Source organism: Bordetella genomosp. 2 (genome assembly GCF_002261345.1).
GTDB lineage: Bacteria > Pseudomonadota > Gammaproteobacteria > Burkholderiales > Burkholderiaceae_B > Bordetella_A.
Genome location: NZ_NEVT01000006.1, coordinates 512,574 through 533,208, shown reverse-complemented (window position 1 = coordinate 533,208; position 20,635 = coordinate 512,574). Strand labels below are relative to the sequence as shown.

General features: G+C 69.8%; 17 protein-coding genes and 1 pseudogene. 8 read left to right on the top strand and 10 right to left on the bottom strand.

All coding sequences use genetic code 11. The annotated features are described in order from the left end of the window. Positions 1–64: 64 nt before the first annotated feature. Together CAL24_RS24335 and CAL24_RS12675 are read left to right on the top strand one after the other, a co-directional pair. A pseudogene (locus tag CAL24_RS24335) lies at positions 65–553 on the top strand (IclR family transcriptional regulator); the annotation flags it as partial. A gap of 366 nt (positions 554–919) precedes the next feature. Beyond that, positions 920–1,747, top strand: coding sequence for an aldo/keto reductase (locus CAL24_RS12675; protein WP_028355865.1), 828 nt, complete (start codon positions 920–922; stop codon positions 1,745–1,747). Between the two features lie 21 nt (positions 1,748–1,768). Here CAL24_RS12675 and CAL24_RS12670 read toward each other — a convergent pair whose 3' ends face one another. The 4 genes from CAL24_RS12670 to CAL24_RS12655 form a co-directional block, all read right to left on the bottom strand. Beyond that, entirely contained in the window at positions 1,769–1,954 is a 186-nt protein-coding gene (locus CAL24_RS12670) for a hypothetical protein (protein ID WP_028355866.1), read from the bottom strand. After that, positions 1,951–3,126: a PepSY-associated TM helix domain-containing protein gene (locus tag CAL24_RS12665; RefSeq protein ID WP_028355867.1), complete on the bottom strand. Its 1,176-nt coding sequence runs from the start codon at positions 3,124–3,126 to the stop codon at positions 1,951–1,953. The genes CAL24_RS12670 and CAL24_RS12665 overlap by 4 nt, the downstream gene beginning before the upstream one ends. A 158-nt stretch (positions 3,127–3,284) precedes the next feature. Beyond that, positions 3,285–5,897 carry a penicillin-binding protein 1A gene (locus CAL24_RS12660; protein WP_094806886.1) on the bottom strand — a complete coding sequence of 871 codons (2,613 nt, stop codon included), beginning with the start codon at positions 5,895–5,897 and terminating at the stop codon, positions 3,285–3,287. Between the two features lie 111 nt (positions 5,898–6,008). After that, positions 6,009–7,880 carry a S9 family peptidase gene (locus CAL24_RS12655; protein WP_028355869.1) on the bottom strand — a complete coding sequence of 624 codons (1,872 nt, stop codon included), beginning with the start codon at positions 7,878–7,880 and terminating at the stop codon, positions 6,009–6,011. A gap of 146 nt (positions 7,881–8,026) precedes the next feature. Here CAL24_RS12655 and CAL24_RS12650 point away from each other — a divergent pair, with 146 nt between their 5' ends. Further along, a complete protein-coding gene (locus CAL24_RS12650) occupies positions 8,027–8,452 on the top strand; it encodes a BPTD_2524 family lipoprotein (protein ID WP_094806885.1) in 426 nt (141 codons plus the stop codon). 40 nt (positions 8,453–8,492) lie between these two features. Here the strand turns inward: CAL24_RS12650 and CAL24_RS12645 are convergent, their stop codons facing one another. Together CAL24_RS12645 and CAL24_RS12640 are read right to left on the bottom strand one after the other, a co-directional pair. Continuing rightward, positions 8,493–9,044, bottom strand: a complete 552-nt coding sequence (locus tag CAL24_RS12645) for an acetate uptake transporter (RefSeq protein WP_094806884.1) — start codon at positions 9,042–9,044, stop codon at positions 8,493–8,495. Positions 9,045–9,152: 108 nt separating this feature from the next. After that, positions 9,153–9,566: a PaaI family thioesterase gene (locus tag CAL24_RS12640; RefSeq protein ID WP_028355872.1), complete on the bottom strand. Its 414-nt coding sequence runs from the start codon at positions 9,564–9,566 to the stop codon at positions 9,153–9,155. 76 nt (positions 9,567–9,642) lie between these two features. On the opposite strand from CAL24_RS12640, the gene dinB reads away from it, so the two are divergent. Continuing rightward, positions 9,643–10,752, top strand: coding sequence for a DNA polymerase IV (gene dinB, locus CAL24_RS12635; protein ID WP_028355873.1), 1,110 nt, complete (start codon positions 9,643–9,645; stop codon positions 10,750–10,752). On the opposite strand, the gene CAL24_RS12630 is transcribed toward dinB, so the two are convergent. Next, on the bottom strand, positions 10,733–11,194 hold the full coding sequence (locus tag CAL24_RS12630) for a GatB/YqeY domain-containing protein (protein ID WP_094806883.1): 462 nt from the start codon (positions 11,192–11,194) through the stop codon (positions 10,733–10,735). The two genes, dinB and CAL24_RS12630, sit on opposite strands and share 20 nt — an antisense overlap. Before the next feature lie 170 nt (positions 11,195–11,364). Between CAL24_RS12630 and hmpA the strand changes: the two genes are divergently transcribed. From hmpA to CAL24_RS12615, 3 genes are all read left to right on the top strand, one after another. Next, positions 11,365–12,582, top strand: coding sequence for an NO-inducible flavohemoprotein (gene hmpA / locus CAL24_RS12625; protein WP_094806882.1), 1,218 nt, complete (start codon positions 11,365–11,367; stop codon positions 12,580–12,582). 26 nt (positions 12,583–12,608) lie between these two features. Next, complete coding sequence (locus CAL24_RS12620) at positions 12,609–13,046, top strand: Rrf2 family transcriptional regulator (protein ID WP_028355876.1); 438 nt, start codon at positions 12,609–12,611, stop codon at positions 13,044–13,046. A gap of 129 nt (positions 13,047–13,175) precedes the next feature. Then, on the top strand, positions 13,176–14,423 hold the full coding sequence (locus CAL24_RS12615) for a D-amino acid dehydrogenase (protein WP_028355877.1): 1,248 nt from the start codon (positions 13,176–13,178) through the stop codon (positions 14,421–14,423). A 27-nt stretch (positions 14,424–14,450) separates the two neighbouring features. On the opposite strand, the gene CAL24_RS12610 is transcribed toward CAL24_RS12615, so the two are convergent. Genes CAL24_RS12610 through imuA form a run of 3 tightly spaced genes read right to left on the bottom strand, consistent with a single transcriptional unit; the run spans position 14,451 to position 19,755 of the window. Next, positions 14,451–17,627 carry an error-prone DNA polymerase gene (locus tag CAL24_RS12610; protein ID WP_094806881.1) on the bottom strand — a complete coding sequence of 1,059 codons (3,177 nt, stop codon included), beginning with the start codon at positions 17,625–17,627 and terminating at the stop codon, positions 14,451–14,453. Between the two features lie 27 nt (positions 17,628–17,654). Further along, positions 17,655–19,121, bottom strand: coding sequence for a Y-family DNA polymerase (locus CAL24_RS12605; protein ID WP_094806880.1), 1,467 nt, complete (start codon positions 19,119–19,121; stop codon positions 17,655–17,657). Further along, positions 19,051–19,755: a translesion DNA synthesis-associated protein ImuA gene (gene imuA, locus CAL24_RS12600; protein WP_028355880.1), complete on the bottom strand. Its 705-nt coding sequence runs from the start codon at positions 19,753–19,755 to the stop codon at positions 19,051–19,053. The genes CAL24_RS12605 and imuA overlap by 71 nt, the downstream gene beginning before the upstream one ends. Positions 19,756–19,885: 130 nt before the next feature. Between imuA and ypfH the strand changes: the two genes are divergently transcribed. Beyond that, on the top strand, positions 19,886–20,590 hold the full coding sequence (ypfH, locus tag CAL24_RS12595) for an esterase (RefSeq protein WP_028355881.1): 705 nt from the start codon (positions 19,886–19,888) through the stop codon (positions 20,588–20,590). Positions 20,591–20,635: the final 45 nt, after the last annotated feature.

Below are 20,635 nucleotides of genomic sequence, written 5' to 3'. Positions count from 1 at the left end.
GGCCATCGGGGTGCGGTTTGCGCGCGGGGAAGGGACCCTGCGCCGCTTATCCGGGAGGACCCGCATGGCAGATTCCGGCGTCACCGCCATCGAGCGCATACTCGACATATTCGAGGCTTTCCAGGCGAGCCAGCGGCCGCTGTCGCTGACCGAACTGGCCGAAACCACGGGCATCCCCAAGAGCAGCTGCCATGCCATCGTGGCCACGCTGGGCGCGCGCGGGTACCTGTATTCGCTGACCCGGCCGCGCTCCCTGTATCCGACCAAGCGCCTGTTCGACGTAGCGCGCGATATCCTGGCGCAGGACCCGTTCGTCGAACGCATGACGCCAGTGCTGGAACGGCTGCGCGATGCCTTGCGCGAAACCGTGATCCTTGGCAAGCGGCAGGGCGACGCGGTGGTCTACCTGCAAGTGCTCGAGGGACTGCATTCGATCCGCTATTCGGCCCGGCCGGGCGAAATCAAGCCGTTGCATTCCAGCTCGATCGGCAAGGCCCTGCTGGGCTGCATGAAAGAAGCCGACTTGAAGGCCTGGCTCGCCACCCATGCCCTGGCCGGCGTCACGGCGGCCACGCTGACCGATCCGCAGGCCCTGTGGGCGGACATCCAGCGGGGGGCGCCGGCAGGGGTATTTCCAGACGCGCGGCGAGAATGTCGACGACGTGTGGGCGGTGGCGACATCGCTGGTGTTGCACCAGGAAACTTTCGCGATTGCCGTGGCCGGCCCCAGGCACCGCATGCAGGAGGCCATGGCGGAGTGCGCCGGGCAATTGGTGGTGGCCTGCGGCGCCATCCTGCGCCAGGCGCTGCCCGCCTGAGGCCCACGCATTGGGAGCTGCGCGGCCGCGGCGCTATCATGCCAGGGAAAACCCGTTCGTGCGGGGGAGTCCGCACCCAACCCATTGACATCGGAGGTCTCATGGCGAAGGTTCCCGTAGTGAAGCTCAACGACGGCAATACGATTCCGCAGCTGGGCCTGGGCGTCTGGCAAGTCCCGGACAACGAGGCGGCGCGCTGCGTGAAAGAGGCGCTGGCGGCGGGGTACCGGCTGGTGGACACCGCTGCCATCTACGGTAACGAGACGGGCGTGGGCGAGGGCCTGCGCGCGGCCGGGCTGGGCCGCAAGGAGTTGTTCGTCACCACCAAGCTATGGAACGACAAGCACGGCTACGACGCGGCGCAGCGGGCCATGGACGAGAGCCTGCGCAAGCTCGGCCTGGCCTATGTGGACCTGTACCTGATCCACTGGCCGGTGGCGGGCAGCGACAAGTACCTGGATGCCTGGCGCGCGCTGGTGGCCATGAAGGAAGACGGCCGCGCGCGCTCCATCGGCGTGTCCAATTTTCCGCCCGCGCAATTGCAGCGGCTGATCGACGAGACCGGCGTGGTGCCGGCGGTCAACCAGGTCGAGCTGCATCCCGGGTTCACCCAGAAGGCCCTGCGGGCGTTTCATGCCGACCAGGGCATCGCCACGCAATCCTGGAGCCCGCTGGGCCAGGGCACGGTGATGCAGGACCAGACGCTGGCGGCGCTGGCCAGGAAACACGGCAAGTCGGCCGCGCAGGTCGCGCTGCGCTGGCATATGCAGAACGGGCTGATCGCGATTCCGAAGTCCGTGACGCCCGAGCGCATCCGCGCCAATATCGATGTGTTCGATTTCGAGCTGTCGGCGCAGGACATGGCGGCCATCGACGGCCTGCCCGAGACCGGACGGCTGGGCCCGGACCCGGAACGCTTCAAGGGCTAGCGCGGCGGCTGGCGCGCGGCCTCAATTCCTGGACGGAGGGAACCACCAGTACCGCGCGATGACCACCAGCAGGGCCGCCAGCGACAGCCACGAGGCCCAGTGCCACAGGCCCGTGCCCAGCAGGGCGGCGAGCAATCCGAAAACGCTCAGCACGCCCAGCACGATCGGGGCGCCCCAGATGAACCAGAAGCGGCTGCGGGGGGTCATGCGGGGCTCCGTTGGGGCGTCGCCGCCTGTTGGTGGCGGCGCACCAGTTCGGCGACGCGCGCGTCGGTCGCCTTGCGGCGGGCCAGCCACAGGTACAAGCCGCTGCCCAGCACCACGATGGCGATCACGTCGAGCAGGGCCCAGAGTATCTTGAGCGGCATGCCGCCATAGTCGCCGAAGTGCAGCGGCCGCGACAGCTCCAGCGCGGTGAGGTACCAGGGCATGCGCGCCACCGCGCTGAGTTCGCCGGTGACCCCGTCGACCAGCACGGGGGTGTTCAGCTTCGAGGTCAGGGGCGTATTGCCCTTGAGCCATACGATGTAATGATGCGGGCTGCCGAAGGCGTTGCCGGGGAACGAGATGAACGACACTTCGCGGCCGGGCACCGCCTTCATGGCCGTGTCGGCGGCGCTTTGCACCGAGGCGAGCTGCGTGGGCACGCTGCGGCCCTGGTAGGGCGCCAGCATGCGCGGCAGCTCGGTGGACTGCCACAGGCGGAACAAGGGCGTGGACAGCTCGTTGATGACGCCGGTCAGGCCCACCACGAACACCCACACCAGCGTGACGATGCCCAGCAGATTGTGCAGGTCGAGCCATTTCAGGCGCGTCGAGCGTCCGGCGCGGATGGTGCCGAACTCGAGCTTTTTCATGAACGGGCCGTACAGCACGACGCCCGATACGGTGGCCACCACGAACAGCAGCCCCATGAAGCCCAGGAACAGCTCGCCCGGCAGGCCGGCGAACAGGTCCACGTGCAGCGCCAGCATGATGCCCATGAACGAGAAGCGGTCGTCGGCATAGAGCGGACCGTCGTGCAGGACTTCGGCGGTGCGCGCGTCCACCCGCACGGCATGGCCTTTTTCGACCCCCTTGCCGAGCTCCGGCACCATGCCGACCCAGATCTGGGGTTCGTGGTCGTCCATGAAGAGGTAGTCGATGTGCTCGGCGGGGTACAGCGCCTTGCCCTGGGCCACCGCCTGGTCCAGGCTGATGTTGGGCGTGCCCTCGGGAAGCTCGGCCACCGGCTTGCCTTCGTCGAGCAGGTGCTCGATTTCGTGATGGAAGATCAGCGGCAGCCCGGTCAGGCAGATGACCAGCAAGAACAGGGTGCAGACCAGGCTGGTCCATTTGTGGACCAGGTACCAGGTCTTGACGGTGGTCGCGGCGGTCATGGAAGGCAGGAGAATTGACTAAAACCTGAACGATATCATGAACAATATCGATTCTCATCGTGATCTCTGCCGCGTCCGCCAGATTTTTGCCGGCAAGGGGCGGGCCGGGGCGTCCTGGACGACGCCCCATTGGCGGGCCCGGGCGGCCCCGGCCGCCGTCAGAGCGGGCGGGATTCCATGGCCTGCGGGGCGGTGATGGGCCGGGCGTTGGCCGGACCGGGCGCCTTGGGCACGGGAATGGCCAGCGCGGATGCGTCCGGCTCGGCGGGAGAGCCGGCGGCCGGCCTGGCCGACGCCGGCACGGCGGGCGGGGCAGCCTGGCCGACGCGCGGCACGGCGATCGACGGCGTGGGCAGGCCGCCCTCGGGCGGCGCATCGAGCGGCCGTACGCGGGTGGGCGCGTCGTCGCTCTGGCGCATGTTGTTCAGGAAGTCCGTCAACGTGTCGCCGCTGGAGAGATCCAGCGAGGCCACCGCCTGGCCGGGGGGGAATTCGGAGAAATAGTACTCGCCGTTGTGCGTGATCAGGCCGCCGGGCATGGGCCGCTGCGGCTGCACCGGCACGTCGGCCAGGACGGGCTTCATGTAGTCGAGCCAGGTCGAGAGCGCCAGCCCGCTGCCGAAGGCGTTGGTGCCGAGCGACCTGGGCTGGTCGAAGCCCATCCAGACGGTGGTGACCAGCGCGGGGGTGTAGCCGGCGAACCAGACGTCGACGGCGTCGTTGGTGGTGCCGGTCTTGCCGGCCACGTCGTCGCGCTGCAGCGTGCGCTTGGCGCGCGCGCCGGTGCCGATGGAGGCCACGTCGCGCAGCATGTCGTCCATGACCCAGGCGGTGCGCGGGTCGATGGCGCGCGCGGCGTCGTCGCCGGCGACGGTCGGCTGGGCCTCCATCAGCACTTCGCCGGCGCGGTCGGTGACGCGGGAGATCAGGTAGGGCGGCACCCGGTAGCCGCCGTTGGCGAACACGGCGTAGGCGTCGGCCACTTGCAGCGGCGTGGCGCCTCCGGCTCCCAGGGCCAGCGGCAGCACGGCGGGCCAGCGCTCTTTCTGGAAGCCGAAGCGGGTCAGGTAGTCTTGCGCGTACTGCGGCGTGATGGCCTGCAGGATGCGGATCGACACCATGTTCTTGGACCGGTACAGGCCCTGGCGCAGGGTCTGCATCGGCTCGTAGCGGTTGCCGTCGTTCTTCGGTGCCCAGGGGCGCGAACCGGTCTGCTCGACGGTGAGCACGAAGGGCTGGTCGGACACCTGCGTGGCCGGGGTCATGCCGCGCTCGAGCGCGGCGGCGTAGACGAAGGGCTTGATGGTCGAGCCCGGCTGGCGCCAGGCTTGCGTGGCGCGGTTGAACGAGCCCCGGTAGAAGTCGAAGCCGCCGATCAGGGCGCGGATCGCGCCGTCCTGCGGCGACATCGAGACCAGCGCGGCCTGCAGGGCCGGCATGTTGACGATTTCCCAGGTGTCGCCGTTCTTGTGCAGGTACACGACCGAGCCGCGCCGGATGCGCAGCGCATCGTCGGCCTTGGGGTCGAGCGCGCGCGCCACCACGGCCAGGGCTTTCTTGTCGGACACGGTGATGATTTCGCTGGCGCTGCGCGCCACCTTGACCTCGGTGGGGCTGGCCGACAGCACCACCCCGGAGAGCAGGCCATCGCTGTCGGGGGATTCTTCCTGGACGCCGTCGAGGATCTCCTCGAAGGCCTGTGTGTCCTGTTCGATGCCATCGGGCAGGTCGAGCTGGTCCTCCGGCCCGGGGTAGCGCGCGCGCCGGGTGTAGTCGAGCACGCCGGCGCGCACGGCCTCGTAGGCCGCCTGCTGGGCCTTGGAGTCGATGGTGGTGTAGACGTCGATGCCGCGCGTGTAGGTTTCGTCCTGGAAAATGCCGTACATGATCTGGCGCACCAGCTCGGCCGGGTACTCGCCATGGACCGTGAACCCGCTGGGCTGCGCGCCCTCGCTGCCGCGGATCAGCAGCGGCTGCTCGAGCGCGGCCTGGGTCTGCTCGGGCGTCAGGTAGCCCAGCGCCTGCATGCGGCCGAGCACGTAGTGCTGGCGCGCCTTGGCGCGGTCCAGGTTGGTGATGGGGTTGGACCGCGACGGCGCCTTCGGGATGCCGGCCAGCAGCGCCGCCTCGGCGGCGGTGACCTCGGACAGCGGCTTGCCGAAATAGGTGCGCGAGGCGGCTGCGAAGCCGTAGGCGCGGTGTCCCAGGTAGATCTGGTTCATGTAGAGCTCGAGGATCTGGTCCTTGGTGAGCTCGGATTCGATCTTGAAGGTCAGCAGCAGCTCGTAGAACTTGCGCGAGTAGGTTTTCTCGGAGCTCAGGTAGAAGTTGCGCGCCACCTGCATGGTGATGGTGCTGGCCCCCTGCGACTTGGACATGCTGACGATGTTGGCCAGGCCGGCGCGCAGCATGCCCATCCAGTCGATCCCGCCGTGCTCGTAGAAGCTGTCGTCCTCGGCGGCCAGGATGGCCTGCTTCATGACCAGGGGGATGTCCTGGAACCGCAGCACGTTGCGGTGTTCCTCGCCGAATTCGCCGATCAGGACGCGGTCGGCGGTATAGATGCGCAGCGGCACGCTGGGCCGGTAGTCGGTCATCGCGTGCAGGGCCGGCAGGCTGGGCCAGGCCAGGGCGATGGCCAGGGTCAGGAAAACGGCGCCGCAGGCGGCCAGCCCGCCCAGGGCCACGGCGGCCTTGGCCAGGAGGGATTTGGGCAGGCGTCGTTTGGCGCCCCGCGCGGGGGCGGATTTCTGGTGCTCAGGGGTATTCATTGCTGCCGATTCTAGGTCAGAACCGGATAGACCCGCCCGCGGGGGTTTAGGTTTCCGTAACCAAACATGCCAAGGGTGCGGGTGACCGTCCGGGCCGATTTGTCCCGTTTTTTATGGTTTCAGGTGCTCGACGAAAAAGGCCTCCATGGCCGCGTAGAACTCGAACTTGTTTTCGTCATTGTGAAAGCCGTGGCCTTCGTTGTCCTTGACCAGGTATTCGACCTCGACGCCGCGCTCGCGCAGCGCCTGTACCACCTGGTCGCTTTCGGCCTTGTTGACGCGCGGATCCTGCGCCCCCTGGGCGATCAGCAGCGGGGTGCGGATGCGGTTGACGTGCAGCGCCGGCGAGGTGGCGGCCAGGCGCTCGCGGTCGCGCTCGGGGTGGCCGACCATGTCGTGCATCTTGGCCAGCAGCGGCTTCCAGTAGGGCGGAATGGTGTTCATGAAGGTGAACAGGTTGGAGACGCCGACGTAATCGACGGCGGCGGCGTAGAGGTCCGGCGTGAAGGCGATGCCGGCCAGGGTGGCGTAGCCGCCGTAGCTGCCGCCATAGATGCCGATGCGGGCCGGATCGGCGATGCCCTGGTCGATGAGCCAGCGCACGCCGTCGGTGATGTCGTCCTGCATGGCCAGGCCCCATTGGCCGAAGCCGGCTTCCCAGAACCGCCGGCCATAGCCGGTGGAGCCGCGGAAGTTCATCTGCAGCACGCAGAAGCCGCGATTGGCCAGGAACTGGATTTCCGGGTTGTAGCCCCAGCCGTCGCGCGCCCACGGACCGCCGTGCGGGTTGACGATGCAGGGCAGGCCGCGCGGTTCGCGGCCGGCGGGCAGGGTCAGGTAGCCGTGGATGATCAGGCCGTCGCGGCTGGTGTACTGGATGGGCCGCACCGGCGCCATGTCGGCTTCGGGAATGGACGGATTGATATCGGCCAGCTTGTGCAGCGCGCCGGTGACGGACTGGAACAGGTAGCGCGCGCCCGGGGTGCGGTCGTTGTAGGCGGCCACGATGAAGGTGTCCTCGTCGCGGTTCCAGCCCTGGAGCGCCACGTCGTACCCCGGCAGCAGCGTTTCGAGCTGGCGGTACAGGGCCTCGGTGTGGGCGTCGAAGTAATGGCGGCGCGGCTTGTCGGTCTGGTAGGCGGCCAGGGTCAGCACTCGCCGCTTGCGCGAATAGCCGGCGGCGTCGAGGTCGACCTGGTCGGTGGCGTAGACCAGTTCTTCCGCGTCGGGCGCGGCGGGGTCGATGATGACCAGCGCGAGCGTGTCGCGGCCGCGGTTGCTCAGCGCATAGAACTTGCGGTCGTCGAAGGTGAAGAACGCCGGGCTGACCGTGGTGCGGTAGTCGGTGGTGATGAGCGGCCGGAACGGCGCGCCTTCGTCGTCGCGATAGAGCAGGGTGGTCTCCAGCCCGTCGCTGGTGAGCGCGGCGCGCACCTTGCCGGCGTGGTCGGTCTGCCAACCCACCACATTGCCGGGGTTCTGCGCCACCAGCACCGCCGCGCCGGTGCGCACATTGACGCGATAGACGTCGAATACCTGCGGATCGCGCTGGTTGTGGCTGATGAGGACGTGGTCCGGGTCGTCGGGCAGGTCGTCCTCGATGCCGGCGCGGACGCCCGGATAGGGCGTCAGGTCGTGCGCCGCGCCGGTGTGCGCGTTGACGGCCAGCACGTGGAAGTTCTCGTCGCCGCCGAAGTCCTTCTGGTAGAGCACGATGTCGGCGCCTTTCCAGAAGAAATTGCTGATGTCGCGCGCGGTTTCGCCGGTGAGGCGGCGCGGCGCGCCGACCGGACGGCCGTCCTGCAGCGCCTGCACATGGATGTTCATGCGCGGCGGGTGGTCGTCCAGCGCGACGGGCTGCATGAAACCGAGGGTCTTGCCGTCGTCGGACAGGCGGAAGAAGCCGCGGTCGGGGTTGCGGAAGAAGTCTTTCAGCGGATAGAGGGGCGGCGGCCGGCGGGCGGGGGACGTGGCGTTGGGCAAGGCGGATCTCCTGCGCCGGGCAGGCCCGGCGGTATGCGCCGATCATGCCACAGGCCGCTGGCGGCGTCGAACCGGGGCGCGGGCCGGCGCGCTGGCGGGACGATCCCCGATTGCGGGATAATCGCAGCCACGTAACGGGAGTCAACATGATCAGAATTGCAGTTGCGGCGGCGGCTTGCGCCGTGGCCCTGGCGGGATGCTCCAGCGGGATTTCCGCGGACGGGAGCTCGCCCTCGGATTCCTTCACCGCCCAGTCGAATTATCGCGATGCCTATCAGGCCGCCAATGCGCAGGCCGAGCGCTGCCTGCGCGGCTCGGGAGCCTACCAGGTGGTGGGCGGGCTCGACCAGGGCGGCGGCGGCGCCTCGCTGCGGGTGGTGGCGCCCTTTACCGGCGCCGACGTGGCGCGCGTGCGCATCGCGGCGCTGAACGAGCGGCAGTCGAAAGTGGACATCACGATGTGGGGGCGCGGCATCTGGAACCGCGACGCGGTGCGCGCCATGCGCGAGGCGATCGTCTATGGCGTGCCGTCATGCGTGTCGTACATGCCGGGCGACCCGCGGCCGTCCTAGGAAGCCCGGACGCTGCCGCGGCCGCGCTGGCCGCCGGCCGCTACAGGGGCAGCACCTGCCGTTCGAACTTGTCGTTGATGATCAGGGCCGATGCCTCGTACAGGGCCAGGCCGCCGCACAGGATGCCCTCGTAGCCGGCGATCACGTGCAGGGCATGGCTGCCGGTGAAGGTGGCCAGCGCCAGCAGGAAGAACAGCAGCACCAGCGAGCCGAACACCAGCCGGCCGATGGTCTTGCCGCGCAGCGTGGCGATGAACATGGCGAAGCTGAAGACGCCCCAGATCGCCAGGTAGAAGCCCATGGACACCGCGTCGGCGGCGGGCAGGCCGGCCGCGGGCATGGCCCAGATGAATACCAGCGACAGCCAGAACGCCCCGTAAGAGACGAATGCCACCGTGCCGAAGGTGTTGCCCTGGCGGGATTCCATGATGCCCGCGATGAGCTGGGCCAGGCCCCCGAAGAACACGCCCATGGCCATGATCATGACGTTCAGGGGGTAGAACCCGGCGTTGTGGATGTTGAGCAGAATGGTGGTGAGGGCGAACCCGGCCAGGCCCAGCGGGGCCGGATTGACGGCTGCTTTTGCGTGCATCGCGCATGTCTCCTTCGTTATGTCGTTGAGGGGCGGAGACTAGCGCGATAATCGGCGGCGATGACGGATGTCCGATTAAATCGGAAGGGTCTTACGGTTCGGGCCGCGTCAGTCGCCGCCCGGGCGGCGCTTGATGACTTTGAAGGTGGCCGACGCCTTGGCCACGAGCTGGCCGTCGGCGCCGCGGATCTCGCCTTCGCAGAAGGCGATGGAGGCGCCGCGCCGCAGGCAGCGGGCCTCGATGACCAGGTCGGACGTGCCCGGCGACAGGAAACTGGTGGTCATGTCGATAGTGGCCATCCCCAGGCTGGCATCGGTGCCGCGGGCTGCCGCGCTGAGCGTGAAATCCAGCACGCTCATCAGGGTGCCGCCGTGGATATCGCCGCGGCTGTTGGTCAGGTCGGCGCGCCAGGGTAGCAGGGTGCGGGCGGTGTCCGGGCCGATGCGGTCGGGGATCAGGCCCATGAGGCTCATCAGGGGAATGTTCAGGCCGAAGTAATCGGGGGAGGCGGGCGTGGTCATGAAGGCGTGCGGTGGCGATGAAAGCGTGACAAGCGCGCCATAATATTCCCTTTTCCGCTTTGTCGTTTCGTAAGACATGCTTTCGTCCACGCGCAAGATCGTGCACATCGACATGGACGCTTTCTACGCGTCGGTCGAGCAGCGCGACAATCCCGCCTTGCGCGGGCTGCCGGTGGTCGTGGCCTGGGAAGGCCCGCGCTCGGTGGTGTGCGCGGCCTCGTACGAGGCGCGGCGCTTCGGCGTGCATTCGGCCATGTCGGTGGCGCGCGCACAGCGCCTGTGCCCGGACGCGGTGTACGTGCCGCCCGATTTCACCCGCTACCGCGAGGTGTCGCGCCAGGTGCGCGGCATATTCGCGCGCCATACCGACCAGATCGAGCCGCTGTCGCTGGACGAGGCCTATCTGGACGTCACGGTCAACAAGCAGGGCCTGGCGTCGGCCACCGAGGTAGCCCGCGCCATCCGCCGCGAGATCCTGGCGGAGACCCGCCTGACCGCCTCGGCCGGCGTGGCGCCCAACAAGTTCCTGGCCAAGATCGCGTCGGACTGGAACAAGCCCGACGGCCTGTTCGTCATCAAGCCGGCGCAGGTGCTGGCGTTCCTGCAGCCGCTGCCGGTGCGCAAGGTGCCGGGCGTGGGCAAGGTCATGCAGGCGCGGCTGGAGGCGCTGGGCGTGCGCACGGTGGGCGATTTGCGACAGTATGGGGCGGCCGAGCTGGAGCACCATTTCGGCCGCTATGGCGTGCGCCTGCACGAACTGTCGCAGGGCATCGACGAGCGCGCGGTGCAGACCGATGCGCCGCTGCAGCAGATTTCGGCCGAGACCACGTTCCTTACCGACCTGCCGCTGGAGGCGCTGGACGAGCCGCTGCAGCGGCTGGCCGTGAAAGTGTGGGAGCAGGGCCTCAAGAAGGGCGCCATCGGCCGCACCGTGGTGCTCAAGCTGAAGACCGACCGCTTCCGCATCCTGACCCGCACGCTGACGCTGGCGCGCGCGCCGGAGTCGGCGGCCATGCTGGCCGAGGTGGCCCGCCAGTTGCGCGGGCGCGTCGACCTGCCGGCCGGCACGCGCTACCGGCTGGCGGGGGTGGGGATGAGCAATTTCAGCGACAGCTCCGCGCAAGCGCGGCAGGCCGACCTGGACCTGTTCGGCCCGCCGCCGGCCGTTACGCCAGACGCTGCTTGACCTGCTGCGAGACGGCCGCCATGTCGGCCTTGCCGGCCAGCGCCGGTTTCAGGATGGCCATGACCTTGCCCATGGCGGGGGCGCCGCTGATTCCCTGGGCGGCCACTTCGGCCAGCGCGGCGTCGATGGCGGCGCTGATTTCTTCCGGCGAGGCGGCTTGCGGCAGGAACTCGCGCAGCACGTCCAGCTCGGCGGTTTCCTGGGCGGCGGTTTCGAGCCGGCCGGCCTGCTCGAAGGCGGCGATGGATTCGCGCCGCTGCTTGACCTGTTTCTCGATGATGGCGGTGACGTCGGCGTCGCTCAGTTCACGGCGCTCGTCGACTTCCTTCTGCTTGACCGCGGCGACCAGGAAGCGCAGGGTGGACAGGCGCTGCGAGTCGCGGGCGCGCATGGCGTCCTTGACGGCCTCGGACAGGCGGGTCTTGAGCGGGATGCTGCTCATGGTGAAAACCTTTGTGGTGAGTACGGCGAAACTGTTGTTTTAACCGCCCGGCAGCATGGCGCGCAAACGCCTGATGAGCGACCTGACTGAATGGTGGCAGCGAGGTGGCGATTGAAGATGTATTATAAATACATGTTTAAATCGCAAACGCCGTCGAAGGAGCCGTATTCATGTTGAGCCAGGAAGTCCGCGCGCTGGTCAAGGGCACCGCGCCCGTCCTGAAAACCCATGGCGAGGCATTGACCCGCCATTTTTACGCCCGCATGTTCCACCACAACCCGGAACTGAAGCAGGTCTTCAACCAGGGGCACCAGCAGGGCGGGCAGCAGCAGCAGGCGCTGGCGGCGGCGGTGGCCGCGTACGCCGAGCACATCGACGATCCCTCGGTGCTGGTGCCGGTCGTCGAGCGCATCGTGCACAAGCATGTCAGCCTGGGCATACGGGCGGAACACTACGCCATCGTCGGCAAGCATTTGCTGGCGTCGATCAGCGAGGTGCTGGGCGAGGCCGCCACCGATGAACTGATCGCCGCCTGGGCGGCCGCCTATGGGCAACTGGCCGACTTGCTGATCGCCGAGGAAAGCCGCCTGTATGCGCAGTCGGCCGCCAAGCCCGGCGGCTGGACCGGCTGGCGCGCCTTCCGGGTCGAGCGCAAGGCGCCCGAGAGCGCCGAGATCACCTCGTTCTACCTGGTGCCGGCCGATGGCGGGCAGGTGCCCGAGTACCTGCCGGGGCAATACATTTCGCTGCGTGTCTACGTGCCCGAGCTGGGGATGATGCAGCCGCGCCAGTACAGTCTGTCGGATGCGCCCGGCCAGGGGCGCCTGCGCATTTCGGTCAAGCGCGAGGGCGGGGCCGGCGGCGCGCCGGCCGGCAGCGTGTCGAATGTGCTGCATGGCCGTATCAATGAAGGCGACGTGCTGGACGTGGCGCCGCCGCAGGGCGACTTCGTGCTGCAAACCGGCCGCCCCGCGCCGGTGGTGCTGCTGAGCGGCGGCGTGGGCCTGACGCCCATGGTGTCGATGCTGAATCACCTGGTCTCGCGCGACGACGGCCGGCAGATCCGTTTCGTGCATGCCTGCCGCGACGGCTCGGTGCACGCGATGAAAGAGCACATCAACGAAACCGCGGCGGCGCGGCCCAACGTGCGCAAGATCGTGTACTACGAAACGGTGGGCGCCGGCGACCGGCCGGGACGCGACTACGACTACGTGGGCCGCATGGACCTGCAGGCGATCCGCGACCTGGCGGTGCTGCCCGACGCCGATTACTACCTGTGCGGCCCGCTGCCCTTCATGAGCGCCCAGCGCCAGGCGCTGGCGCGGCTGGGCGTGGCGCCCGAGCGCATCCATGCCGAAGTGTTCGGCACGGGCGGGCCGGGCGCATAGACGGTAAGACGGTATAGTCTGGCCGCATGCAGCTGACCCGCTACACCGATTTCGGCCTGCGCGTCATGATGTACCTGACGCAAAGCGATGGCCGCGACATGCCCGTGACGATCCCCGAGATCGCCGCGCGCTTCGGCGTGTCGCGCCATCACATGGTCAAGGTGGTGCATTTCCTGGCGACGCAGGGGTGGGTGTCCACCACCCGCGGCAAGGGCGGCGGCCTGCGGCTGGCGCGCCCGGCGGCCGACTATCCGGTGGGCGACCTGGTGCGCGCGCTGGAACACCAGGGCCCGCTGATTAACTGCGCCGAACCGCCGTGCGCGCTGAACGGTTCCTGCCGCCTGTCCGGCGTGCTGGCGGACAGTCTGCAGGGGTTCTACGACAGCCTGAACCGCCATAGCCTGGCCGACCTGGTTCGCGAGCCCACCAGGGGCGCCATCGTGCGGCTGCATCGGGCAGCCTGAATTCGCCGGCATGCGCCCGGCGCCCACCCGCTCCCGAACCTTAGGTTATGCCCACCCGCGAGTTTGGAATTTGCCAGCGGGGCGGCACCGTTACAGAATGGGCCCGAGTCTGTCTTATCAGGGTTTTCCATGAGGGTCTGTGTCATCGGAGCCGGCGTCGTGGGTGTGACGTCGGCTTATTTCCTGGCCCGCCAGGGTCACGAGGTGGTGCTGGTGGACAGCCGGGCGCGCCCGGCCACGGTGTCCAGTTATGCCAATGGCGGGCAGCTCAGCTACAGCTATGTGGCGCCGCTGGCCGGCCCCGGCGTGTTGCCGAGTGTGCCGGGCTGGCTGCTGCACGCCGATTCGCCGCTGCGCTTCCGCCCGCGGCTGGATCCGCACCAATGGCTGTGGTGCCTGCGCTTCGCGCTGGCGTGCCGGGCCTCGGTGGCGCGGGCTTCCACGGCGCAGCTGCAGGCGCTGTCCTACCTGAGCCGCGACGTGATGCACGAACTGCTCGAGCAGGAGCCGCTCGATTTCAGCCATGTGCGCAACGGCAAGCTGATCGCCTATCGCAGCCCGGAGTTGCTGGCGAAAGCCCGCAAACTGGTGGATTACCAGGCCGCGCTGGGCGCCGAGCAGCGCGTGCTCGATGCCGCCGAGACCTTGGCGCTGGAGCCGGCGCTGGCGGGCCTGGGCAGCAGCCTGGCCGGCGCCGTGTATACCCCGAGCGAAGAGGCGGGCGATTGCCGGCAGTTCACCGAAGCGCTGTTCCGGCGCCTGAAGGCGCTGGGCAATGTCGAATGCCGCATGGCCAGCCCGGTGCGGGCCTTGCGCCGCGAGGGCCGCAGGATCGTCGCGGTCGAGACCGCGGCCGGCGACATCGGCGCCGACGCGGTGGTGATCGCCGCCGGCACGGGCAGCCGCGCGCTGCTCAAGCCGCTGGGCCAGGACGTGCCGCTGTATCCCCTGAAGGGCTACAGCCTGAGCGTGCCCCTGGCGGCGGACGACCAGACCGCGCCGGCCATCAGCGTGACCGATTACGAGCGGCGCATCGTCTATGCCCGCCTGGGACGGGTGCTGCGCATCGCGGCCATGGTGGATATCGGCAGCCCGGATGCGGACATCGAGCCGGCGCGCATCGCGCTGCTCAAGCGCCAGGTCGGCGAGGCGTTCCCGCGGCTGGACCTGAGCCAGGCGGTGCCCTGGGCCGGGCAGCGGCCGGCCACGCCGACGGGCAAGCCCCTGATCGGCGCCAGCCGGGCGGCCGACAACCTGTGGCTGAACATCGGCCAGGGCGCGCTGGGGTTCACGCTGGCCTGCGGCAGCGCCGCCTTGCTGACCGCGCAGATGTCGGGGCTGGAGCTGCCGATCGACGCGGCGCCGTTCAAGCCTTGACGGCGCGAGGCCGGCCCGGCGCGCGTTTCAATGGAAATTGCGGCTGCGCGCCGCCAGGCCGCCCAGCAGCTCGGATAAGTCCACCAGGCGCTGCGCCACCAGGTGGCTCACGCCCTCGACGCTTTGCCAGGTGCCATAGACGCCCAGCAGCGTGGCGCCCAGCAGTTCGCGGCGCTGGCGCTCGATGAGTTCGGTGCGCACCACCACGTTGACCGGCCCGGTCTCGTCTTCCAGGGTGACGAAGATGACCCCCTTGGCGGTCTGCGGGCGCTGGCGCACCGTGACCAGGCCGCAGGCCCGCGCCAGGCGCCGGTGCGGATAGGACTTGAGCGTTTCCGCGGTCTGGAAGCGCAGCGCCTGCAGGCGCGGACGCAGCAGCGCCAGGGGATGGCGCCGCAAGGTCAGCCGCAGGCTGCGGTAGTCGGCGGAAATCGATTGCCCTTCGGTGGGCGCGGGCAGGGCGGGCGTATCGGTTTCGATGATGTCGGCATCGCGCAGCAGGTCGCGGCTGGCGACGCTGGCGCTGGCCTGCCAGCTGGCCAGCCGTCGATGCCCGGCCAGGCTGCGCAGCGCGTCGGCGGCGGCCAGGGCGTCGAGCTCGTGCCGGCTGAGCGCGGCGCGACGGCCCAGGTCGCGGGTATCGGCGAACGGCCGCTCCTCGCGCGCCCGCTCGATGCGCCGCGCGGCGTCTTCCGACAGCCCTTGCACCTGGTTCAGGCCCAGCCGCACGGCCGGACGCGGCGCCCCGGTTGACGCGCCCGCAGGAGCGGGCGGGGTTTCCAGCGACGCTTCCCAGCCGCTGACGGCGGCATCGGCCGGCAGCACCGTCACGCCGTGGCGGCGCGCGTCCTGCACCAGCTGGGCCGGCGCGTAGAAACCCATGGGCTGGGAATTGAGCAGCGCCGCCAGGAAAGCCTCGGGCTCGTGGCATTTGAGCCAGGCGCTGGCGTAGGCCAGCAGCGCGAAGCTGGCGGCATGGCTTTCGGGAAAGCCGTATTCGCCGAAGCCCTGGATCTGGCGGATGATGGCCTCGGCGAACGCGGCGCTATAGCCGTTCTTCAGCAGCCCCTTGACCAGCTTGTCGTTGAATTTGTCGATGCCGCCCTTGCGTTTCCAGGAGGCCATCGAGCGCCGCAGGGCATCGGCTTCGCCGGCCGAGAAGTCGGCGGCCACCATGGCGATCTGCATGACCTGTTCCTGGAAGATGGGCACGCCCATGGTGCGCGAGAGCACGCCGCGCACCGCTTCGCTGGGATAGGTCTCGGGCTCGTTGCCCTGGCGCCGCCGCAGGTATGGATGCACCATGCCGCCCTGGATGGGGCCGGGCCGCACGATGGCCACCTGCACGACCAGGTCGTAATATTTGCGCGGCCGCAGGCGCGGCAGCATGCTCATCTGCGCGCGCGATTCGATCTGGAACACGCCGATGGTGTCGGCCTCGCAGATCATGTCGTAGGCGGCTTCGTCGCCGGCGGGAATCTCGTGCAGCGCCAGCGGCCGGCCGCGCCGCCGGCCGGCGAAATCCAGCGCCCGGTGCAGCACCGACAGCATGCCCAGCGCCAGGATGTCGACCTTGAGCAGGCCCAGGGCATCTAGGTCGTCCTTGTCCCATTGCACGACGCTGCGCTCGGGCATGGCGGCGTTCTCGATGGGCACCAGCCGCGCCAGGTTGCCGCGCGAGATCACGAAGCCGCCCGGATGCTGCGACAAGTGCCGCGGGAAGCCCATCAGCGTCTCGGCCAGGATGGCCCAGTGGCGCGCCACCGGCGACTGCGGGTCGAGGCCGCAGGAGCCCAGGGTGCGCAGCAGCGCCTGCTTGCCGTCCCACCATTGGTGCGCGCGGGCCACCGCGTCGATGATGCCGGGGTCCACCCCGAGCGCGCGGCCGGTGTCGCGCAGCACGCTGCGCGGACGGTACGAGATGACCACGGCGGTCAGCGCGGCGCGGTCGCGGCCGTATTTTTCATAGATGTACTGGATGACTTCTTCGCGGCGCTGGTGTTCGAAATCGACGTCGATGTCGGGCGGCTCGTTGCGTTCCTTGCTGATGAAACGCTCGAACAGCGTCTGGCTTTGGTGCGGGTGGACAGCGGTGATGCCCAGGCAATAGCACACCACCGAATTGGCCGCCGAGCCGCGCCCCTGGCACAAGATGTCGCGGCGGCGCGCTTCCCGCACGATGTCGTGGACGGTGAGGAAGTAGGGCTCGTATTCCAGTTCGGCGATCAGGGCCAGTTCTTTTTCGATCAGCTGGGCCACCCATGCGGGAACACCGTCGGGGAAGCGGTCGCGCGCGCCGGCCAGCACGGCGCGGCGCAGGTGGCTGGTCGGCGTTTCGCCGGCGGGCACGATCTCGTCGGGATATTCGTATTTCAGTTCGCGCAGCGAGAACGTGCAGCGCTTGGCGATGGCGAGGGTCTGGGCCAGGGTCTCGGGCGGGTACAGCGCGGCCAGGCGCATGCGGGTGCGCAGGTGCTGCTCGGCATTGGGCAGCAGGTCGTAGCCGCATTGCGCGACGCTCCGCTTGCTGCGGATGGCGGCCAGGGTGTCGTGCAGCGGCTTGCGCGAACGCAGGTGCATCTGCACCCGGCCCAGCGCCACCACCGGCAGGCCGGCGGCCTGCGCCGCCTGCTGCACCGCCGCCTTGTGCAGGTCGTCGCGGGCGTGGTGCAGCAGGGTCAGGCCGACCCAGGCGCGGCCCGGGAAGGTGCGCGCCAGCCAGCGCGCCTGGTCGGCCAGCAAGTCCGCATCCACGCCATGCGGCGGGGACAGTATGGCTAGGCATTCGGGCATGCTGCGCAAATGCGCGTGGGCCGCGCCGGGAGCGGCGATATCGTCGGGCGCGAGCCGGTATTCGCCCTTGGGCGCGCGCGAGCGGCCCAGGGTGATGAGCTCGGACAGGTTGCCATAGCCGGTGCGGGTCTGCGCCAGCAGGACGAGCTGCAAGGCCGGCGCGGCCGGATCGGCCCGCAGGGCCAGGGTGCTGCCGATGATCAGCGGCAGGCGGTGCTTCTCGGCTTCCACCAGGGCGCGCACCACGCCGGCCAGCGAGCATTCGTCGGTGATGGCCAGGGCGGCATAGCCCAGCCGCGCGGCCTGCTCGACCAGTTCCCCGGGATGCGAGGCGCCTTGCAGGAACGAGAAGTTGGTCAGGCACTGCAGCTCGGCGTAGCCAGGCAGCAGGGCGGATGTGGGCAGGTCCATGCGGGGCTCCTTTTGCGTGAACAGGCCCTAGGCATAGCGCCCGTGCAGGAACCAGCGGGCGTGTTCGGTATCGCGCTCGCGGTAGATCCAGTAGCGGGCCGCGGCGGCGTCCTCGGCCACGAAGTAGTCGCGCACCGTCAGGGCCGCGTCCCACCAGCCGCTTTCAATGCGTTCCGGGCCGCGCACCAGGCGCAGGGGCTGGCCGGCATAGACCGGCCGGTGCTGCGCCACTTGCAGGGGCACGGGCGGATCCAGCAGCCAGAAAGGGCGGTCCAGCGGCCCGGGCAGCGTGGCCGCGGCGCCGGGGCCGTCTTGCGCGGCCTGCCAGTGGTTGGCGGCTTCGGGCCGGTGGTCGGCCAGCGGCCGGGCATGCCGCACGCGGGCCCGGCCCAGGCGGGCGCTGAGCAGGTCCAGCAGGCGGGCGTGCTCGGCGGGCGTGCCGCCCGGTTCGGGAAACAGGCAGGTGCTGGCGGCCGGCTGCTCGACGGTTTCGCTTACCCGCAGCACCAGCGCGATGACCGGCGCCTCGAGCTGCAGGCGGCCCAGCTTCTCGCGCAGCAGGTTGAGCAGGTGCGCCGGCTGCCAGGCGGGCTGGGCCAGTTGCAGGTGCAGCACCGTGGGCGCGCGCATGCGCCGGCCGCGTTCGTGCTCGAGGACCAGGGCGACGTGCCGCACCGCCCGCCGCAGGGCGGCCAGCCAGCCGCACAATTGTTCGAGCAGGCGTCGCGCCGAACTCAGCACCGCCTCGGCGTGCTCGATGTAGTCGGGCAATTCCAGGCGTTGCCGGAACCGCGCGGGCGGTTGGATCCAGGCATGGCATTCGGGCGCCGCGCCATAGGCGGCGTCGAGGACTTGCGGCAGTTCGGTGCCGCAGCGGCGCTGCAGGCCGGCGCGCGGCAGGCGGCGCAGCGCCCCCAGGGTGCGGCAGCCGATGTCGTGGAGCCAGTCCCGGCGCGGCAGGGCGCAGGGCAGCAGTTCGCACGGCAAGGCATCGAGCCGGCGCGCCAGGGTAGCGAGCCGCAGCGCGCGGCGCGGCGCCCCGCGCCGTGGTTGGCGGGCCAGCAGCCAGGCGCCCTGGGCGGTGGGCGCCATGCCCAGCCGGGCGTGCAGGCCCATGGCGCCCAGCGTGGTGGCAATGCGCCGGTGCAGCGCCCGCGGACCGCCGAAATACGCCAGGCTGGCGCCGACCTGCAGCAGCACCGCGTCGGCGCCGGCCAGGGCGACTTCCGGGGTGTATTGCAGCAGGGCCAGGGCGGCCTCGTGCAGCAACCGCGTTTCAGCGGCCGGATCGCGCGCCAGCAGGGACACTTGCGGCGCAATGGCGGCCGCGCCGGCGCGCCGCATGCCGGGCTGCAGGCCGGCGGCGGCCGCCGCCGGCGTCAGGGCCGCGAGGCGTTCCTGGTCCACCACGGCGAATGCCGCGTCAGGAGGCCATTGCGGGCGTGCGGCGTCCAGCGGCAGGCAGCGCAGGAAGACGGCGATCCAGAGGCGCATGGTGGGAAGGTGCGGCAGCCGGCGCGGCGCCGGGTTCGAAGACGATGGCCAGCGGTTCGGGATGGGCGGGGCCGCGCCGCTTGAGGATGTGCACCGACAGGCCGCCCGGCGCGGGCGCCAGCGCCAGGCGCAGCGGGGCGGGCGAAGCCTGTTGCGCCGCCGTGGCGGGACGGAAGGCGAAGCACAGCGTATCGCTGCCCTGGACGGCCAGGTGCAGGCGGCGCAGGGACTCGGCGCGCGCGCGCGGCAGCCAGCACAGCAGGGCGCCGCAACTGCCGTGCTTGAGGATCTGCTCGGTCGCCCACAGGGCGTCGGCGGGACGCTCGGGCGCGACCCACAGCAATTGGCGCGTGTCCAGCCGCCAGGCCTGCCAGCAGGCCAGGTGCGGCGCATGCGGGGGCTGCACCAGGGCGATGGGGCGGCCGCCCAGCCGTGCCAGGGCGGGCTGCAGCAGGCGGATTTCGCCAATGCCGGGGTGCGGCGCCAGCAATTCGACCAGGGCGCCTGGCGGCCAGCCGCCGCCGGGCAACTGCGCCGACAGCGCGGCGTGGCCAGTGGGCACGCCGCAATGGGCGCCGCGCGCCAGTTGCGTGGCGCGCCACAGGGCGGGGTGGATGCGTTCGGGAGACAACATGGGATAACCTGGTTTACTGTATAAATATACAGTATTTCCAGCGCTGCGCCAGCCAGGCTTGGGGCTGCCCCGGGGCGGCCTCTACAATGAAACTTTGCGGCGCGCGCCAGGCGCGCGTCCCGGAACCTTCATGGCCGATCCTGCCGAGCTCGAATTCCTGCCCGCCCCCGACACTGCCATCCAGCAGTTGTTCATCCTGCTGCATGGCGTGGGCGGCACCCCGCAGCACCTGCTGCCGCTCGCCCGGGCGCTGGGCGCCGCCTTTCCGGCGGCCGCCATTCTCGCGCCGGCGGGCTTCGAGCCCTACGACGGCGGCGCCGCCGGGCGGCAATGGTTCTCGGTGCGCGGCGTAAACGACGACAACCGCGGCGAGCGCGTGGCCCGCGCCCTGCCGGCGCTGGTCGACTATATCCGCGCGGCCCAGGCCCGCCTCGGCCTGCTGCAGTCCGATACCGCCCTGGCGGGCTTTTCGCAGGGCGCCATCATGGCGCTGGAAGCCGTGCAGGCCCACGACGGGCTGGCGGGCCGGGTGCTGGCGTTTTCCGGCCGCTATGCCCAGTTGCCCAAGAGCGCGCCGCAATACACCACCATCCACCTGCTGCATGGCGCCGACGATCCGGTCATGGCGGTGGCGCATGCCCAGGCCGCCCAGGCGCGGCTCGATGCGCTGCATGGCGATTCCACCATCGACGTGGCAAGCAAAGTCGGGCACGAACTGCATCCCGCCCTGGTGCAGCGGGCCATCGAGCGCCTGCAGACCTGCGTGCCGCTGCGCAGCTGGGAAGCCGCGCTGGGGCTGAACCAGAAACCGCCCGAAGGATCGACGCTGCATTGAACGCGGGCGGACCGGGGTGCCCGGATGTCGCCCAGGTGTCAGACA

Excerpts from the sequence above, each read along its gene's own strand:
- CAL24_RS12675 (WP_028355865.1), top strand. The coding sequence starts at position 920 with ATGGCGAAGGTTCCCGTAGTGAAGCTCAACGACGGCAATACGATTCCG.
- CAL24_RS12670 (WP_028355866.1), bottom strand. The coding sequence starts at position 1,954 with ATGACCCCCCGCAGCCGCTTCTGGTTCATCTGGGGCGCCCCGATCGTG.
- CAL24_RS12665 (WP_028355867.1), bottom strand. The coding sequence starts at position 3,126 with ATGACCGCCGCGACCACCGTCAAGACCTGGTACCTGGTCCACAAATGG.
- CAL24_RS12660 (WP_094806886.1), bottom strand. The coding sequence starts at position 5,897 with ATGAATACCCCTGAGCACCAGAAATCCGCCCCCGCGCGGGGCGCCAAA.
- CAL24_RS12650 (WP_094806885.1), top strand. The coding sequence starts at position 8,027 with ATGATCAGAATTGCAGTTGCGGCGGCGGCTTGCGCCGTGGCCCTGGCG.
- CAL24_RS12645 (WP_094806884.1), bottom strand. The coding sequence starts at position 9,044 with ATGCACGCAAAAGCAGCCGTCAATCCGGCCCCGCTGGGCCTGGCCGGG.
- CAL24_RS12640 (WP_028355872.1), bottom strand. The coding sequence starts at position 9,566 with ATGACCACGCCCGCCTCCCCCGATTACTTCGGCCTGAACATTCCCCTG.
- dinB (WP_028355873.1), top strand. The coding sequence starts at position 9,643 with ATGCTTTCGTCCACGCGCAAGATCGTGCACATCGACATGGACGCTTTC.
- CAL24_RS12630 (WP_094806883.1), bottom strand. The coding sequence starts at position 11,194 with ATGAGCAGCATCCCGCTCAAGACCCGCCTGTCCGAGGCCGTCAAGGAC.
- hmpA (WP_094806882.1), top strand. The coding sequence starts at position 11,365 with ATGTTGAGCCAGGAAGTCCGCGCGCTGGTCAAGGGCACCGCGCCCGTC.
- CAL24_RS12620 (WP_028355876.1), top strand. The coding sequence starts at position 12,609 with ATGCAGCTGACCCGCTACACCGATTTCGGCCTGCGCGTCATGATGTAC.
- CAL24_RS12615 (WP_028355877.1), top strand. The coding sequence starts at position 13,176 with ATGAGGGTCTGTGTCATCGGAGCCGGCGTCGTGGGTGTGACGTCGGCT.
- CAL24_RS12610 (WP_094806881.1), bottom strand. The coding sequence starts at position 17,627 with ATGGACCTGCCCACATCCGCCCTGCTGCCTGGCTACGCCGAGCTGCAG.
- CAL24_RS12605 (WP_094806880.1), bottom strand. The coding sequence starts at position 19,121 with ATGCGCCTCTGGATCGCCGTCTTCCTGCGCTGCCTGCCGCTGGACGCC.
- imuA (WP_028355880.1), bottom strand. The coding sequence starts at position 19,755 with ATGTTGTCTCCCGAACGCATCCACCCCGCCCTGTGGCGCGCCACGCAA.
- ypfH (WP_028355881.1), top strand. The coding sequence starts at position 19,886 with ATGGCCGATCCTGCCGAGCTCGAATTCCTGCCCGCCCCCGACACTGCC.